Genomic DNA, 16,842 nt, shown 5'->3' on the forward strand with positions numbered 1-16,842 from the left:
ATAGCTATTAGCGACTACGGAAGACAATGCGGCCTTTGCTCAGGTCGTACGGGGTCAGCTCAACAGTCACTTTGTCGCCCGTCAGAATGCGGATATAGTTTTTACGCATTTTACCGGAGATATGCGCAGTTACCACGTGACCGTTTTCCAGCTCAACGCGGAACATGGTATTAGGTAACGTATCCAGTACGGTACCCTGCATTTCAATATTGTCTTCTTTGGCCATCTAGTCCTCGGGGGTATCACTACCAAAATTTTTTTGAACCGGCAAGATAATGCCGAAATTCATCTGTTAAGTAAAGATTTGCGCGGATAATTGCGCAGCAAAGTAACCTTGGCGTATTGCCCACATTATAAACCGACGCGTAAAAGCGCGAACGTAAAGGGGAGCGACAAGATAAACGAAGGGCGTTACCTGATTCGAGCTAGTCCCAAACGGTGGCGGGGCAACAGGCAGAAGCTACTCTGCGCGTCCATTATAACACTCTGACAAGAAATGTGCCGAAAACATTCACCGCGCGGGCATAAATAACGTCCGCGGCACCCAAAAATGCGGCGGCATCTTTTGCAGACGCATCGCATTCAGGTGCTGCAGATATTCCCGCCGCGGAATATCTGTCGCGCCGAGAGAGGCGGTATGTTCATTTAATACCTGGCAGTCGATCAACTGGCCGCCCTGACGCAGGAAATCCTCGCACAATACCAGCAGCGCCGTTTTCGAGGCGTTCACCCGGCGGCTGAACATAGACTCGCCGCAAAACAACGCACCCTGCGACACGCCGTACATGCCGCCAACCAGCTCATCCCCTTCCCAGACTTCGATGGAATGGGCGTAGCCCAGCTCATGCAGGCGATGATAAGCCAGCACCACATCCGGCGTGATCCAGGTACCTTCATCACGATCCTGGGCGCAGCCTGCGATCACCTGTCCAAAGTCATGATTGAGGGTGACGCGGTAAGGGGAACGCTTATGAAAGCGGGCCATGCTGCGGCTGAGGTGAAACTGTTCCGGCCACAGGACGGCGCGTGGATCCGGCGACCACCACAGGATAGGGTCGCCCGGAGAAAACCAGGGAAAGATGCCGCGCTGATAAGCCATCAGCAGGCGGGCAGGGCTGAGATCGCCGCCCAGCGCCAGCAGCCCGTTAGGTTCACGCAACGCCCCTTCGGGCGAGGGAAAAGCAACAGAATGACGAGATAACTGAACCAGGCGCATGACCACAACGCTCCACAACGCAACAAGGAATGATTCAAATTTACAGCCGTTGCTTAAACCGGTAGTAGCGACCCTGTTTTGCCATTAACGCTGCGTGATTACCTTGCTCAATTATTTCACCGTTGTCCATCACTATTATTTGATCGCATTGCGACAAACCACGCAAACGGTGGGTAACCATCAGCACCGTTTTGCCTTTCGTCACTTCAGCAAGCAAATCAAGGATTTGACTTTCAGTGGTGGCGTCCAGCCCTTCGGTCGGTTCGTCCAGCAAAAACAGCGGCGCATCATGCAGCAAGGCACGGGCGATCGCCAGACGGCGCAGTTCGCCGCCGGAGAGCTGCCTGCCGCCTTCGCCCAGCCAGCTGTTCAGCCCGCCGTCATCAAGCAACTTTTCCAGCCCGACCTGAGTCAGCACCGTCGCCAGCGCCTCATCGGAAGCGGCAGGGGAGGCTAACAGCAGGTTATCGCGCAGCGTGGCGCTGAACAGATGCACCCGTTGCGGCACCAGGCTGATGGTGGCGCGCAGGGCGGCTTCGCTGAGGCTTGTCAGCGGCTGACCGTTCAGCAGGATCTCGCCCTGCTGCGGATCCCATGCCCGCGTCAGCAGTTGCAGCAGCGTTGATTTACCGCAGCCGGTGCGTCCCAGAATGACCACGCGCTGCCCGGCGGGCACTTCCAGCGATACGCCTTTCAGCGCTGGCTGTACCAGTTGCGGATAGGTGAAGGACACGGCGTCAAGCCGCAGATCGACCTGCGCAGGCATGGCCGTTTCCCCGGCAGAGAAAGTCACTTCCGGCGGGCAATCGGTGATCTCGGTGATACGACGGGCTGAGGCGATCACCTGGCCTAAATGCTGGAACGCGCCTGTCACTGGCGCCAGCGCTTCGAAGGCGGCCAGCGCGCAGAAAACAAAGAGCGCAATCAGCGGACCGGGCTGGGTATTGCCGCCCACGCCGCCCGCCGCCAGCCACAGCATGGCAATCACCGCAAAGCCGCTAATCAACAGCATCAGCGCCTGGGCAAGCGCAGTCAGCTCTGACTGACGACGCTGGGCGTCATGCCAGCTTAATTCGGTATTCTCCATCTGCTCACGGTAGCGCTGGCTGGCGCCAAAAATGGTCAGCTCAGCCTGGCCCTGCAACCAGCTGGTCAGGTGCTGACGATACTGACCGCGCAGCGCGGTGAGTTTTTCACCGGTGGATTTACCCAGGCGGTAAAACAGCGGCGGCAGCAGGAGTAAGGTAAGCAGCATAATGCCGCCGAGCGTCAGCGCCAGCGTGACATCCAGCACGCCAAGACCCAGCGTCACCACAAGGATGACGACCAGCGCGCCCACCAGCGGCGAAATCACCCGCAGATAGAGATGATCCAGCGTATCCACATCCGCCACCACGCGGTTTAGCAGATCGCCCTGACGGAAATGCGCCAGCCCGGCAGGGGAAAGCGGCAGTAGCTTGCTGAAGGTGGAAACGCGAAGATGAGAAAGAACGCGGAAGGTGGCATCGTGGCTGACCAGCCGCTCAAAATAGCGGCCAGCGGTGCGGGTAATGGCCGCGCCACGCACCCCGGCGGCGGGAAGCATATAGTTAAAACTGTAAATACCCGCCACGCCAACCACCGCCGAGGCGGAGAGGAACCAGCCGGACAGCGTCAGCAAACCAATACTGGCGAGCAGGGTCACAATGGCGAGCACCACGCCCAGCGTCAGCAGCCATTTATGGCGTTTATATAATGCGAGATAGGGAAGGAGCGCGCGCATTTAAATTTCCTCCTGACGATGGGCGAGCAGGGCGGCAAAAGGCCCGCCTGCGGCGGCAAGAGCGGTATAATCGCCTTGTTCAACCAGCCTGCCGTTTTGCATCACCCAGATACTGTCCCAGTCCGTCAGTCCTTCCAGTTGGTGGGTCACCATCAGGGTGGTCTGACGCAGCGAGGCGGTATTCAGCGCCTGCATGACACGCTGTTCGCTGTGCGCATCCAGACTGGCGGACGGCTCATCCAGCAACATCAGCTGGCTGGCATTCAGCAACGCACGCGCAACGGCCACGCGCTGGGCCTGGCCGACGGACAGGCGCGCCGCCTGATCGCCCACTGGCGTATCGATCCCCTGCGGCAACTGCGGCAAAAATTCGCTTACCCAGGCGGCGTCCAGCACGGCTTTAAGCTCTGCTTCGCTGGCGTCCGGCCGGGCCAGCAGTACGTTTTCGCGCAGAGTGGTCGCCGGAAGCTGTGGATTCTGCCCGACCCAGCTTAGCTGCCTGCGCCACGCCAGCGGATCGAGATCGCGCAGCTCGACGCCGTTGATTTGCAGCGATCCTTCATAGCTGAGAAAACCGGAGAGGGCGTTAATCAACGAGCTTTTCCCGGAACCGCTTTGCCCGACCAGCACCACGCGCTGCCCGGCAGGAAGGGTAAAATCGAGCGGTCCGGCAAGGATTGCGCCTTCCGGTGATTTAATCACCGCGCCGCGGGCCACCACGCTGACCGGCTCATCGGTATTCAGCGTGCGTTCGCCGCGTTCCGGCCATGCCAGCGGCGTTTCGAGGAAGGTTTTCAGGCTGTCAGCCGCGCCGACGGCCTGCGCTTTTGCATGATAGAAGGTGCCCAGATCGCGCAGTGGCTGGAAGAACTCCGGCGCGAGGATCAGCGTCAGGAAGCCCGCAAACAGCGTGACGCCTGCGCCATAGTGACCAAAATTCAACTCGCCCAGATAAGAGAAGCCGAAATAAACCGCGACCAGCGCAATAGAAAGGGAGGTAAAGAATTCGAGCACGCCGGAAGATAAAAACGCCATGCGCAGCACTTCCATCGTGCGGCTGCGGAAATCCTGGGATGCCTGGCGAATATTTTCGGTTTCCGCTTCACCCCGGCCAAAAATGCGCAGCGTTTCCATACCGCGCAGGCGATCCAGAAAATGCCCGCTTAACCTTGCCAGCGCTTTAAAATTGCGGCGATTAGCATCTGCGGCGCCCATGCCGACCATCGCCATAAACATCGGGATCAACGGCGCGGTGCCGAGCAAGATCAGCGCAGCGGCCCAGTTGGTCGGGAAAATCGTCAGCACAATCAACAGCGGTACGCTGGCAGCCAGCGCCATCTGCGGCAAATAGCGAGCATAGTAATCATGCATGTCGTCGATCTGCTCAAGAATGAGCGTCGCCCAGCTGCCCGCCGGTTTTCCCTGGATCCACGCCGGGCCTGCCTGTTGCAGACGGTCCAGCACCAGACGGCGGATCTCATAGCGGATGTGCAGACCGGCATGGAAGCCGACGCGTTCGCGCAGCCACACTACCCAGGCGCGGAGAATAAACACCAGCACCAGCAGCACAAAGGGCAGCAACAGCGCCTCGCGGGGAATATTTTCCATAATCATGTGATTAAGGATGGTGGCCAGCAGCCAGGCCTGAGCCACGATCAATATGCCGCTGACAAGCCCCAGAATGCGGGAGGTCATCAGCCAGCGACGGGAAATTACGCTTTGCTGTTTTAGCCAGCGGGTTAGTTCTTGTTGACGGGTTTTATTCATTGCGCGCTTAGCAGGTAAAGTGACCATAAATTTATGCACGGCAATGTTACAACGGCGAAAAAATAAAGGCGACTGATAGTCGCCTTCTTTACTTTGTCTTTAAGTGCCTTACTCGCTGAAATTATTTACTGTTTTCAGCCAGACCGTCGAGATAACGTTCAGCATCCAGCGCGGCCATACAACCGGTTCCGGCAGAGGTGATCGCCTGACGGTAGATATGATCCATCACATCGCCCGCCGCAAACACGCCCGGAATGCTGGTCTGGGTCGCGTTGCCGTGGATCCCCGACTGCACTTTGATGTAGCCGTTTTCCAGCTCCAGCTGACCGTCAAAAATAGCGGTGTTCGGGCTGTGGCCAATGGCGACGAACAAACCGGCAACTTCTAAAGATTCTACGTTATCGCTGTTCTGCGTATCGCGCAGGCGCAGGCCGCTTACGCCCATCTGGTCGCCGGTCACTTCTTCCAGCGTACGGTGGGTGTGCAGCACAATATTGCCGCTCGCCACTTTATCCATCAGACGTTTGATCAGAATTTTTTCCGCGCGGAAGGTGTCGCGGCGGTGGATCAGGTGCACTTCCGAGGCGATGTTCGCCAGATAAAGCGCTTCTTCAACCGCCGTATTGCCGCCGCCAATCACCGCTACTTTCTGATTGCGGTAGAAAAATCCGTCGCAGGTGGCGCAGGCGGACACGCCGCGTCCTTTGTAAGCTTCTTCTGACGGCAGGCCGAGATAGCGGGCGGAGGCGCCGGTGGCTATGATCAGCGCATCACAAGTGTACTCGCCGCTGTCGCCGGTCAGACGGAACGGACGGTTTTGCAGATCCACTTTACTGATGTGATCGAAAAGAATTTCCGTTTCGAATTTCGCAGCGTGTTCATGCATACGCTCCATCAACAGCGGTCCGGTCAAATCATGCGGATCGCCAGGCCAGTTTTCCACTTCAGTGGTGGTCGTGAGCTGGCCGCCTTTTTCCATACCGGTGATCAGTACCGGGTGCAGGTTAGCGCGTGCAGCATAGACCGCAGCGGTGTAACCAGCGGGGCCTGAACCAAGGATAAGCAGCTTACTGTGTTTAGCCGTGCCCATGAGATCCTCATTATAGTTAGCGGACAATGCGCAGGATTGTAGGGAATTTACGGGCGTAAAAAAAGGGTGCAGCAACTATGTTAATGATTTGTGTAGCCGATGGATCCACCCCGGCGGGGAGATCCATAATAAATTCTACTGAAATTTGGCCTGTTATAAGGCGATAAAATGAGGTTTGCCGGGAGGTGTTGATGAATATCTGGCATGTTGTACTAAAAAAAGATGTTTTGCTTTGACAATCCCCTGCGCATTTGCGAAAACATTCGAGGAAGAAAAAAAGCAGTGTTTCGCGCATGACGCAAATTCATGCATGCAAATGCCATTTTACCGGGTTATTGAAATCGACGCACGGCGTGGACAGACGCCATGCGCGATATTAATAGCTGCCGCTGGCAACGGTCTTCTCAATACAGACCCCTGGAATATGTAGCGCAACTAACAATAACCAGCGATGCATAAACCGACGGGCAAAGACTCTCAACAGTGAAGTGCACAGGGTCAAGGCAGGAGTAGGGAAGGAATACAGAGAGACAATAATAATGGTAGATAGCAAGAAGCGCCCTGGGAAAGATCTCGACCGTATCGATCGTAACATTCTTAACGAGCTGCAAAAGGATGGGCGTATTTCCAACGTCGAGCTTTCAAAGCGAGTAGGACTTTCTCCAACGCCGTGCCTTGAGCGCGTGCGCCGGCTTGAAAGACAGGGTTTTATTCAGGGCTACACAGCACTGTTAAACCCGCACTATCTGGATGCATCACTTCTGGTTTTTGTTGAGATTACTCTGAATCGTGGCGCGCCGGATGTGTTTGAGCAGTTCAATGCCGCAGTACAAAAACTTGAAGAAATTCAAGAGTGTCATTTAGTATCCGGTGATTTCGACTACCTGTTGAAAACACGCGTGCCGGATATGTCGGCCTATCGCAAACTGTTAGGGGAAACCCTGCTGCGTCTGCCGGGCGTGAACGACACCCGTACCTATGTTGTTATGGAAGAAGTTAAACAAAGCAATCGTCTGGTTATTAAGACGCGCTAACACGGAACAGGTGCAAAATCGGTGTAGTTTGATTACACTCCTGTTAATCCATACAGCAACAGTGCCGGGGCAACCTGGCGCTGTTCTCCGTTTTAGCATCAAGGACCTGGAGAGCCTTACTTGAGCCAGGAATATACTGAAGACAAAGAAGTCACACTGACCAGATTAAGCAGCGGGCGTCGTCTACTCGAAGCACTGCTGATTCTGGTTGCCCTGTTTGCTGTCTGGTTGATGGCAGCGCTACTCAGCTTTAACCCTTCCGATCCCAGCTGGTCACAGACCGCATGGCATGAACCTATCCATAATCTGGGTGGCGTGCCGGGCGCATGGCTGGCCGATACCCTGTTCTTTATCTTTGGGGTGATGGCTTACACCATTCCGGTGATTATTGTCGGTGCCTGCTGGTTTACGTATCGTCACCGCGCGACGGAAGATTACATTGATTACTTCGCCGTCTCGCTGCGTCTGATCGGCGTGCTGGCGCTGGTGCTCACCTCCTGCGGCCTTGCGGCTATCAATGCCGACGATATCTGGTACTTTGCCTCCGGCGGCGTGATCGGCAGCCTGTTAAGTACAGCCATGATGCCGCTGCTGCACAGCAGTGGCGGAACCCTTGCGCTACTCTTTATCTGGGGGGCGGGGCTTACGCTCTTTACCGGCTGGTCCTGGGTCAGCATCGCGGAAAAGATTGGCAGCGTCATCCTTAATATCCTGACCTTCGCCAGTAACCGCACCCGTCGCGACGACACCTGGGTCGATGAAGACGACTATGAAGACGACGAGTACGAAGAAGACGCCCCCGTACAGCGTGAATCACGCCGGGCGCGGATCATGCGCGGCGCCCTGGCGCGCCGTAAACGCGTCGCCGAAAAATTTGCTAATCCATTGGGTCGTAAAACCGACGAGGCGCTGTTCTCCGGTCGCCGGATGGACGATGAAGAAGAGATTCAGTACAGCGCCCGCGGCGTGGCCGCGGATGCCGATGACGTGCTGTTCTCCAGCACTAAAGCGACAGGCGCGCCGCAGTGGGATGAATACGATCCGCTGCTGAGCGGGCATAGCGTCAGCGAACCCCTTGCGGCAGCAGCCGTGGCGACCACGGCGGCGCAGGCATGGAGCGCTCCGGTAGAACCTGTCATGCAGGCACCGGCTCAGCCAGTGGCCGAGCCGCCTTATGTGGCGCCACCTGTCCAGCAGCCTCCTGTGGCGCAGTATGCGGCGCCGGAAGAGCCGTCATACTATCAGCCGCCTCAGCCGCCAGTGCATGAACATGAAAATTACGCGGCACAGGCACCGGTCTACCCCGAGCCAGAAACCTATGCCGCGGTCACGCCGGAACCGGAGCTGCACGTTCAGCAGCAGTGGCAGCAGCCGGAACCGCCGGCAGTGGAGCCGGAGCCTGCGCCTCAACCGGAAGAAATTAAACATACCCGTCCGCCGCTTTACTATTTCGAAGAAGTAGAAGAGAAGCGCGCCCGTGAGCGGGAGCAGCTAGCCGCATGGTATCAGCCGATACCTGAACCAGCCCAGCCGGAACCTGCGCCAAAATCTGCCCCGGCACCGGCTGCGCCAGTCGTTGAGCCTGCACCCGTTGCACCGGCCGCCGCGCTTAAAGAAGCCTCAACCGCCGCTGCTACGGGCGCTGCCGCCGCCGGGCCGGTATTCAGCCTTGCCGGTAGCGGCGCGCCACGTCCGCAGGTAAAAGAGGGCATTGGCCCGCAGCTGCCGCGCCCGAATCGAGTACGGGTGCCGACGCGTCGTGAACTGGCGTCCTATGGTATTAAACTGCCGTCCCAGCGGATGGCGGAAGAGCGCGCCCGTGAAATGGATTACGCTTCTGAGGATGAAGCGGACGCCATGCAGCAGGACGAACTGGCCCGTCAGTTTGCTTCCACGCAGCAAAGTCGCTATGGCGATGAGTATCAGCACGATCAGGCCGGCACTGAAGTAAATGAAGATGAGGTTGCGGAAGCGGAACTGGCGCGCCAGTTTGCTGCCGCTCAGCAACAGCGTTATTCGGGTGAGCAGCCCGCCGGGGCAACGCCTTTCTCTCCGGCTGATTTTGACTTCTCTCCGATGAAGGCGCTGGTGGATGACGGCCCGACTGAACCGCTGTTCACACCTGGCGTAATGCCAGAATCGCAGCCTGCCGCGCCTGCGCCGCAACCCTATCAGCAACCTGCTGCGCCGCAGTACCAGCARCCTCAGCARCAGCCCGTCGCGCCGCCGCAGTACCAGCAGCCTCAGCARCAGCCTGTTGCGACGCCGCAGTATCAGCAGCCCCGGCAGCCTGCTCCGCAGGACAGCCTGATCCATCCGTTACTGATGCGTAACGGGGACAGCCGTCCGGTACCGAAACCGACCACCAGCCTGCCGTCGCTGGATCTGCTGACGCCGCCGCCGAGCGAGACGGAGCCGGTTGATACCTTTGCGCTGGAGCAGATGGCCCGCCTCGTTGAAGCGCGCCTGAATGATTTCCGCATCAAAGCCGATGTGGTGAACTACTCGCCAGGTCCTGTGATCACCCGCTTTGAGCTCAATCTTGCGCCTGGGGTGAAAGCCGCGCGTATCTCCAATCTCTCCCGCGATCTGGCGCGTTCCCTCTCTACCGTGGCAGTGCGCGTGGTGGAAGTGATCCCCGGCAAACCTTATGTGGGTCTGGAGTTACCGAATAAAAAACGTCAGACCGTTTACCTGCGTGAAGTGCTGGACTGCGATAAATTCCGCGACAACGCCTCGCCGCTGACGGTGGTGCTGGGTAAAGACATTTCCGGCGAGCCGGTGATTGCCGACCTGGCAAAAATGCCGCACCTGCTGGTGGCCGGTACCACCGGTTCCGGTAAGTCGGTGGGGGTCAACGCCATGATCCTCAGCATGCTCTATAAAGCACAGCCGGAAGACGTCAAATTCATCATGATCGATCCGAAGATGCTGGAGCTGTCGGTATATGAAGGCATTCCGCATCTGCTGACCGAAGTGGTCACGGACATGAAGGACGCTGCCAACGCGCTGCGCTGGAGCGTCAATGAGATGGAAAAACGCTACAAGCTGATGTCGGCGCTGGGCGTGCGTAACCTTGCCGGCTACAACGAGAAGATCGCCGAGGCCGCGCGTATGGGCCGTCCGATCCCGGATCCGTACTGGAAACCGGGCGACAGCATGGACCCCACTCATCCGGTGCTGGAAAAACTGCCGTATATCGTCGTGCTGGTGGATGAATTCGCCGACCTGATGATGACCGTGGGTAAAAAAGTGGAAGAGCTGATCGCCCGTCTGGCGCAAAAAGCGCGTGCGGCAGGTATTCACCTTGTGCTGGCCACCCAGCGTCCGTCCGTGGATGTCATCACCGGCCTGATTAAGGCCAACATTCCGACGCGTATCGCCTTTACCGTTTCCAGTAAAATCGACTCCCGTACTATTCTGGATCAGGCGGGTGCTGAATCTCTGTTAGGCATGGGTGACATGCTCTACTCCGGGCCGAATTCCTCCTCAGCGCCCGTGCGTGTGCATGGCGCCTTTGTGCGCGATGAGGAAGTGCACGCCGTCGTGCAGGACTGGAAAGCGCGCGGACGACCAAAATACATTGAAGGCATCACCTCCGATGCGGAAAGCGAAGGCGGCGGCGGTGGTTTCGATGGCGGTGAAGAGCTGGATCCGCTGTTCGATCAGGCGGTGAACTTTGTCACCGAAAAACGCAAAGCGTCGATTTCCGGGGTACAGCGTCAGTTCCGTATCGGCTATAACCGCGCGGCACGTATTATTGAGCAAATGGAAGCGCAGGGCATCGTCAGCGAGCAGGGCCATAACGGTAACCGCGAAGTGCTGGCGCCGCCGCCGTTCGATTAACCTTCTGATTGCAAAGTTGGGTAAACGAACGAAAAATCAGTCTTTTCCTCTGTCGCCGCCGTCTCGTCAGGCCTACAGTGAGTGACAGAAGAGTCTCCCGGATGGGGAGTGACGTACTTAAGGAATAACAATGAAAAAAATCGCCATTACCTGTGCATTACTGACTTCATTCGCGGCCAGCAGCGTCTGGGCTGACGCCGCGGGCGATCTGAAAAGCCGTCTGGACAAAGTCAGCAGCTTCCACGCCAGCTTCACCCAGAAAGTGACCGATGGCAGTGGGGCGGCAGTGCAGGAAGGACAGGGGGATTTATGGGTAAAACGCCCGAACCTGTTTAACTGGCACATGACGCAGCCGGATGAAAGCATCCTGGTATCAGACGGTAAAACATTGTGGTTCTACAACCCGTTTGTTGAGCAGGCGACGGCCACTAATCTCAGCTCAGCCACCGGCAATACGCCCTTTATGCTGATTGCCCGTAACCAGGCAAGCGACTGGCAGCAGTACAACATTAAACAGAATGGTGACGACTTTGTGCTGGTGCCGAAAGGCAACAACGGCAACCTGAAACAGTTCACCATTAACGTCAGCCAGAACGGCACCATCAATCAGTTCAGCGCAGTGGAGCAGGACGATCAGCGCAGCAGCTATCAACTGAAATCCCAGCAGAACGGGGCCGTCGATCCGTCGAAATTCACCTTTACCCCGCCGCAGGGCGTGACGGTGGATGACCAACGTAAGTAGAGGCATGAGTGGGAAATCTGACGCTCGATTTTTCCGATAATACGTTTCAACCTCTGGCCGCCCGTATGCGGCCAGAAAATTTAGCGCAGTATATCGGTCAGCAGCATCTGCTGGCGGCCGGTAAACCCTTACCGCGCGCGATTGAAGCCGGGCATCTGCACTCCATGATCCTGTGGGGCCCGCCGGGTACCGGTAAGACGACGCTGGCGGAAGTGATAGGCCGCTATGCGGACGCCGACGTTGAGCGTATATCTGCCGTCACCTCCGGCGTAAAAGAAATTCGTGAAGCGATCGAGCGGGCGCGACAGAGCCGTAATGCCGGACGTCGCACTATCCTGTTTGTTGACGAAGTGCACCGTTTCAATAAAAGCCAGCAGGACGCCTTTCTGCCGCATATTGAAGACGGCACTATCACCTTTATCGGCGCCACTACTGAAAATCCCTCCTTCGAACTTAACTCAGCACTGCTTTCCCGTGCGCGCGTTTATCTGCTCAAATCCCTGACCGTTGAAGACATCGAAGAAGTCCTAAACCAGGCGATGACGGATAAAGAGCGGGGTTATGGCGGGCAAAATATCGTGTTGCCGGACGAAACCCGTAAAGCGATTGCTGAACTGGTTAACGGCGATGCCCGCCGGGCGCTCAACACGCTGGAAATGATGGCGGACATGGCCGAAGCGGATGGCAGCGGTAAGCGTGTCTTAAAAGAGGCGCTGCTGACGGAAATCGCCGGTGAGCGCAGCGCGCGCTTTGATAACAAGGGCGACCGTTTTTACGATCTGATTTCCGCGCTGCACAAGTCGGTGCGCGGCAGCGCGCCGGATGCGGCGCTGTACTGGTATGCCCGTATCATCACCGCCGGTGGCGATCCCCTTTATGTTGCGCGCCGCTGCCTGGCGATTGCGTCTGAAGATGTGGGCAACGCCGATCCGCGGGCCATGCAGGTGGCGCTCTCTGCCTGGGACTGCTTTACCCGCGTCGGGCCTGCCGAAGGCGAACGTGCTATCGCGCAGGCCATTGTTTATCTGGCCTGCGCGCCAAAAAGTAATGCCGTCTATACCGCCTTTAAAGCGGCAATGGCGGATGCGCGAGAGCGTCCTGATTACGACGTGCCCGACCATCTGCGCAATGCGCCGACCAAACTGATGAAAGAGTTAGGCTACGGTCAGCAGTACCGTTATGCCCATGATGAAGCCAACGCCTACGCGGCAGGCGAGGTCTATTTCCCGCCGGAAATAGCACAAACGCGCTATTATCACCCGACAAACAGAGGTCTTGAAGGCAAGATTGGCGAAAAGCTCGCCTGGCTGGCTGAACAGGATCATAAAAGCCCCACAAAACGCTATCGCTAACTGTGGCGTTGCGGTAAGGTTATCGATGATTCTTGTGGTTGCAGGCTGTGACCACTTTCTCTCATTTTCAATTCGATAAGCACAGGATAAGCATGCTCGATCCCAATCTGCTGCGTACCGAGCCAGACGCAGTCGCTGAAAAACTGGCACGCCGGGGCTTTAAGCTGGATGTTGATAAACTGCGCGCTCTTGAAGAGCGTCGTAAAGTTCTGCAGGTCAATACGGAAAATCTGCAGGCGGAGCGTAACTCGCGATCGAAATCCATTGGCCAGGCGAAAGCGCGCGGGGAAGATATCGAGCCATTACGCCTGGAAGTGAACAAGCTGGGTGAAGAACTGGATGCGGCGAAAGCTGAACTGGAAACCCTGCTGGCAGAAATCCGTGATATTGCGCTGGCGATCCCGAACATCCCTCACGATGACGCGCCTGTTGGCCGCGACGAGAACGATAACGTCGAAGTCAGCCGCTGGGGCACCCCGCGTACTTTCGATTTCGAAGTACGGGATCACGTGACGCTGGGCGAAATGCACAGCGGGCTGGATTTTGCTGCTGCGGTTAAACTGACCGGTTCACGCTTTGTGGTTATGAAAGGCCAGATCGCGCGTATGCACCGTGCGCTCGCCCAGTTCATGCTGGATCTGCATACCGAACAGCACGGTTACAGCGAAAACTATGTGCCTTACCTGGTGAACCATGACACCCTGTACGGTACCGGGCAGCTGCCGAAATTTGCCGGCGATCTGTTCCATACCCGTCCGCTGGACGAGGAAGCCGACAGCAGCAACTATGCGCTGATCCCGACTGCCGAAGTGCCGCTGACAAACCTGGTACGTGATGAGATCATCGATGAAGACGCGCTGCCGATCAAAATGACCGCGCATACGCCGTGCTTCCGCTCTGAAGCCGGATCTTACGGTCGCGATACCCGCGGTCTGATCCGCATGCACCAGTTCGATAAAGTCGAGATGGTGCAGATCGTTCGTCCGGAAGATTCCATGGACGCGCTGGAAGAGATGACTGGCCACGCGGAAAAAGTGTTGCAGCTGTTAGGTCTGCCATATCGTAAGATCATCCTCTGTACCGGCGATATGGGCTTTGGCGCCTGCAAAACCTACGATCTGGAAGTCTGGGTTCCGGCGCAGAACACCTATCGTGAGATCTCCTCCTGCTCCAACATTGGCGATTTCCAGGCACGTCGTATGCAGGCACGCTGTCGCAGCAAAACCGACAAGAAAACCCGTCTGGTGCACACCCTGAACGGTTCGGGTCTGGCGGTTGGTCGTACGCTGGTTGCCGTGCTGGAAAACTACCAGCAGGCTGATGGTCGCATCGAAGTGCCTGAAGTGCTGCGTCCGTATATGAACGGCCTCGAGTACATCGGCTGATCACCGCGTCACCCATCACATTTAAAGCGCCTGCGGGCGCTTTTTTATTGCCTCATTGACACCGAACAATAACCCCTTTTGTTAAAAGGGTAATACTCACTTTGTATTAGCGCAGCATAAAAAACTTAAAAAAGGTTATTTCGCTATAGAGAAAACTATATAGCGAGTGTTTTTACGTGAGCAAGCAAAGTGAGTTTTTATGAAAATATCTGTTCCGGAGGCGTTACTCACCGCCGGGGTGAGTCGTCGCAGCCTGATGAAAACCTCAGCCATAGGCGGCCTCGCTGCCGCCAGCAGCGCCCTGACTTTACCCTTTTCCCGTATCGCCCGCGCCGCCGAGGCCATTGCGCCAGGCTCATCCACTGAAAAAGTCGTCTGGAGCGCCTGCACCGTGAACTGCGGCAGCCGCTGCCCGTTACGCATGCATGTGGTGGACGGCAAAATTAAGTATGTCGAAACCGATAACACAGGCGATGACAACTATGACGGACAGCATCAGGTGCGCGCCTGTCTTCGCGGGCGCTCCATGCGTCGCCGCGTTTACAATCCCGATCGCCTGAAACAACCGATGAAACGCGTGGGCAAACGCGGGGAAGGAAAGTTTGTTCCCATCAGCTGGGATGAAGCCTTTGACACTATCGCGGGCACTATGCAGCGGCTGATCAAAGAGTACGGCAATGAATCTATCTACCTGAATTACGGCACCGGCACGCTCGGCGGCACCATGACCCGCTCCTGGCCGCCGGGTAAAACGCTGATTGCCCGCCTGATGAACTGCTGCGGCGGCTATCTGAATCACTATGGTGACTATTCCACGGCGCAAATCGCTGCCGGACTGAGTTACACCTATGGCGGATGGGCCGACGGCAACAGCCCGTCCGACATCGAAAACAGCCAGCTGGTGGTGTTTTTCGGCAATAACCCAGGCGAAACGCGCATGAGCGGCGGCGGGGTGACCTACTACGTTGAGCAGGCGCGGGAAAAATCTAAGGCGCGCATGATTATTATCGATCCGCGCTATACCGATACCGGCGCAGGGCGCGAAGACGAATGGATCCCTATCCGCCCCGGTACCGATGCGGCGCTGGTGTCGGCGCTGGCATGGGTGATGATCGACGAAGATCTCGTGGATAAGCCTTTCCTCGATAAATACTGCGTGGGTTACGACGAAACCACATTGCCGGAAGGCGCGCCCGCCAACGGGCATTACAAGGCGTATATTCTGGGCGACGGCGATGACGGCATCGCCAAAACGCCTGAATGGGCGGCGGCTATTACCGGTATCCCGGCGGCCCGTATCGTGAAGCTGGCGCGGGAAATCGCCATGGCAAAACCGGCGTTTATCTCCCAGGGCTGGGGCCCGCAGCGTCATTCGAACGGCGAACTGGTCTCCCGCGCCATTGCCATGCTGCCATTGCTGACCGGCAATGTGGGCATCAACGGCGGCAACAGCGGCGCGCGCGAAGGCGCTTATGCGATGCCGTTTGAGCGCATGCCGACGCTGGAAAACCCGGTGCAGACCAGCATTTCCATGTTTATGTGGACAGACGCCATTGAGCGCGGCCCGGAAATGACCGCCACCCGCGACGGCGTGCGCGGCAAAGATAAGCTGGATGTGCCGATCAAGATGATCTGGAACTATGCAGGTAACTGCCTGATCAACCAGCATTCAGAAATCAATCGCACCCATGACATCTTACAGGATGATAAAAAATGCGAGCTGATTGTGGTGGTGGACTGCCACATGACCGCATCGGCGAAGTATGCCGATATTATCCTGCCGGACTGCACCGCGTCAGAACAGATGGATTTCGCGCTGGACGCCTCCTGCGGCAACATGGATTACGTGATCTTCGCCGACCAGGCCATCGCTCCGCTGTTTGCGTGCAAAACCATTTATGAGATGACGACGGAACTGGCGAAACGCATGGGCGTGGAAGCGCAGTTTACCGAAGGCCGTACTCAGGAAGGCTGGCTGCGCCATCTTTATGAGCAGTCCCGCGCGGCGATCCCGGCGTTGCCCTCCTTTGAGGAGTTCCGGGCGCAGGGCATTTTTAAACAGCGCGATCCCGACGGGCACCATGTGGCCTATCAGGCGTTCCGTCAGGATCCGCAGGCGAACCCGCTGACCACGCCGTCGGGCAAAATCGAGATTTACTCCACGCAGCTGGCGGAGATCGCCGCCAGCTGGGAGCTTGTGGATGGCGATGTGATCCACCCGTTGCCGATCTACAGCCCGGGCTTCGAGCATCACGAGGATCCACAGCGCGAAAAATGGCCGTTGCAGCTCACCGGCTTCCATTATAAAGCCCGCACCCATTCCACTTATGGCAACGTCGATGTGCTGAAGGCCGCGTGTCGCCAGGAGATGTGGATTAACCCCCTCGACGCGAAACAGCGTGGCATTGCCAGCGGCGACAAAGTGCGTATTTTCAATGGTCGCGGCGAAGTGCATGTCGGGGCGAAGGTCACGCCGCGTATTCTGCCCGGCGTGGTGGCATTAGGGGAGGGCGCCTGGTACGACCCGGACGCGAAAGGCATCGATCAGGGCGGCTGTATCAACGTGCTGACCACGCAGCGCCCGTCGCCCCTGGCGAAAGGTAACCCGTCGCACAGCAACCTTGTCCAGGTCGAAAAGGTTTAAGGAG

11 protein-coding genes are annotated in these 16,842 nt (G+C 57.3%); 6 read left to right on the plus strand and 5 right to left on the minus strand.

Annotated features, from left to right (window positions below; genetic code table 11):
• Positions 1–7: 7 nt before the first annotated feature.
• The 5 genes from infA to trxB all read right to left on the minus strand — a co-directional run bounded on the left by infA (position 8) and on the right by trxB (position 5,835).
• Complete coding sequence (gene infA, locus QRD42_RS12165) at positions 8–226, minus strand: translation initiation factor IF-1 (protein ID WP_002211347.1); 219 nt, start codon at positions 224–226, stop codon at positions 8–10.
• Between the two features lie 285 nt (positions 227–511).
• A complete protein-coding gene (gene aat, locus QRD42_RS12170) occupies positions 512–1,216 on the minus strand; it encodes a leucyl/phenylalanyl-tRNA--protein transferase (protein ID WP_321987225.1) in 705 nt (234 codons plus the stop codon).
• Between the two features lie 40 nt (positions 1,217–1,256).
• Positions 1,257–2,978, minus strand: coding sequence for a heme ABC transporter ATP-binding protein/permease CydC (cydC, locus tag QRD42_RS12175; RefSeq protein WP_321987226.1), 1,722 nt, complete (start codon positions 2,976–2,978; stop codon positions 1,257–1,259).
• Positions 2,979–4,745, minus strand: a complete 1,767-nt coding sequence (cydD, locus tag QRD42_RS12180) for a heme ABC transporter permease/ATP-binding protein CydD (RefSeq protein ID WP_321987227.1) — start codon at positions 4,743–4,745, stop codon at positions 2,979–2,981.
• Positions 4,746–4,866: 121 nt separating this feature from the next.
• A complete protein-coding gene (gene trxB, locus QRD42_RS12185) occupies positions 4,867–5,835 on the minus strand; it encodes a thioredoxin-disulfide reductase (protein ID WP_199775921.1) in 969 nt (322 codons plus the stop codon).
• Between the two features lie 539 nt (positions 5,836–6,374).
• On the opposite strand from trxB, the gene lrp reads away from it, so the two are divergent.
• From lrp to dmsA, 6 genes are all read left to right on the plus strand, one after another.
• On the plus strand, positions 6,375–6,869 hold the full coding sequence (lrp, locus tag QRD42_RS12190) for a leucine-responsive transcriptional regulator Lrp (RefSeq protein ID WP_000228469.1): 495 nt from the start codon (positions 6,375–6,377) through the stop codon (positions 6,867–6,869).
• A gap of 120 nt (positions 6,870–6,989) precedes the next feature.
• Positions 6,990–10,715 carry a DNA translocase FtsK 4TM domain-containing protein gene (locus QRD42_RS12195; RefSeq protein WP_321987228.1) on the plus strand — a complete coding sequence of 1,242 codons (3,726 nt, stop codon included), beginning with the start codon at positions 6,990–6,992 and terminating at the stop codon, positions 10,713–10,715.
• 130 nt (positions 10,716–10,845) lie between these two features.
• Positions 10,846–11,457, plus strand: a complete 612-nt coding sequence (gene lolA / locus QRD42_RS12200; RefSeq protein ID WP_072568017.1) for an outer membrane lipoprotein chaperone LolA — start codon at positions 10,846–10,848, stop codon at positions 11,455–11,457.
• An 8-nt stretch (positions 11,458–11,465) separates the two neighbouring features.
• A complete protein-coding gene (locus tag QRD42_RS12205; RefSeq protein WP_321987229.1) occupies positions 11,466–12,809 on the plus strand; it encodes a replication-associated recombination protein A in 1,344 nt (447 codons plus the stop codon).
• A gap of 92 nt (positions 12,810–12,901) precedes the next feature.
• Positions 12,902–14,194, plus strand: coding sequence for a serine--tRNA ligase (gene serS / locus QRD42_RS12210; RefSeq protein ID WP_072568019.1), 1,293 nt, complete (start codon positions 12,902–12,904; stop codon positions 14,192–14,194).
• Positions 14,195–14,393: 199 nt separating this feature from the next.
• Positions 14,394–16,838, plus strand: a complete 2,445-nt coding sequence (dmsA, locus tag QRD42_RS12215; protein WP_321987230.1) for a dimethylsulfoxide reductase subunit A — start codon at positions 14,394–14,396, stop codon at positions 16,836–16,838.
• The last annotated feature ends 4 nt before the right edge of the window (positions 16,839–16,842 follow it).

Source organism: Enterobacter sp. PGRG2 (assembly GCF_030291195.1).
Lineage (GTDB): Bacteria > Pseudomonadota > Gammaproteobacteria > Enterobacterales > Enterobacteriaceae > Enterobacter_D.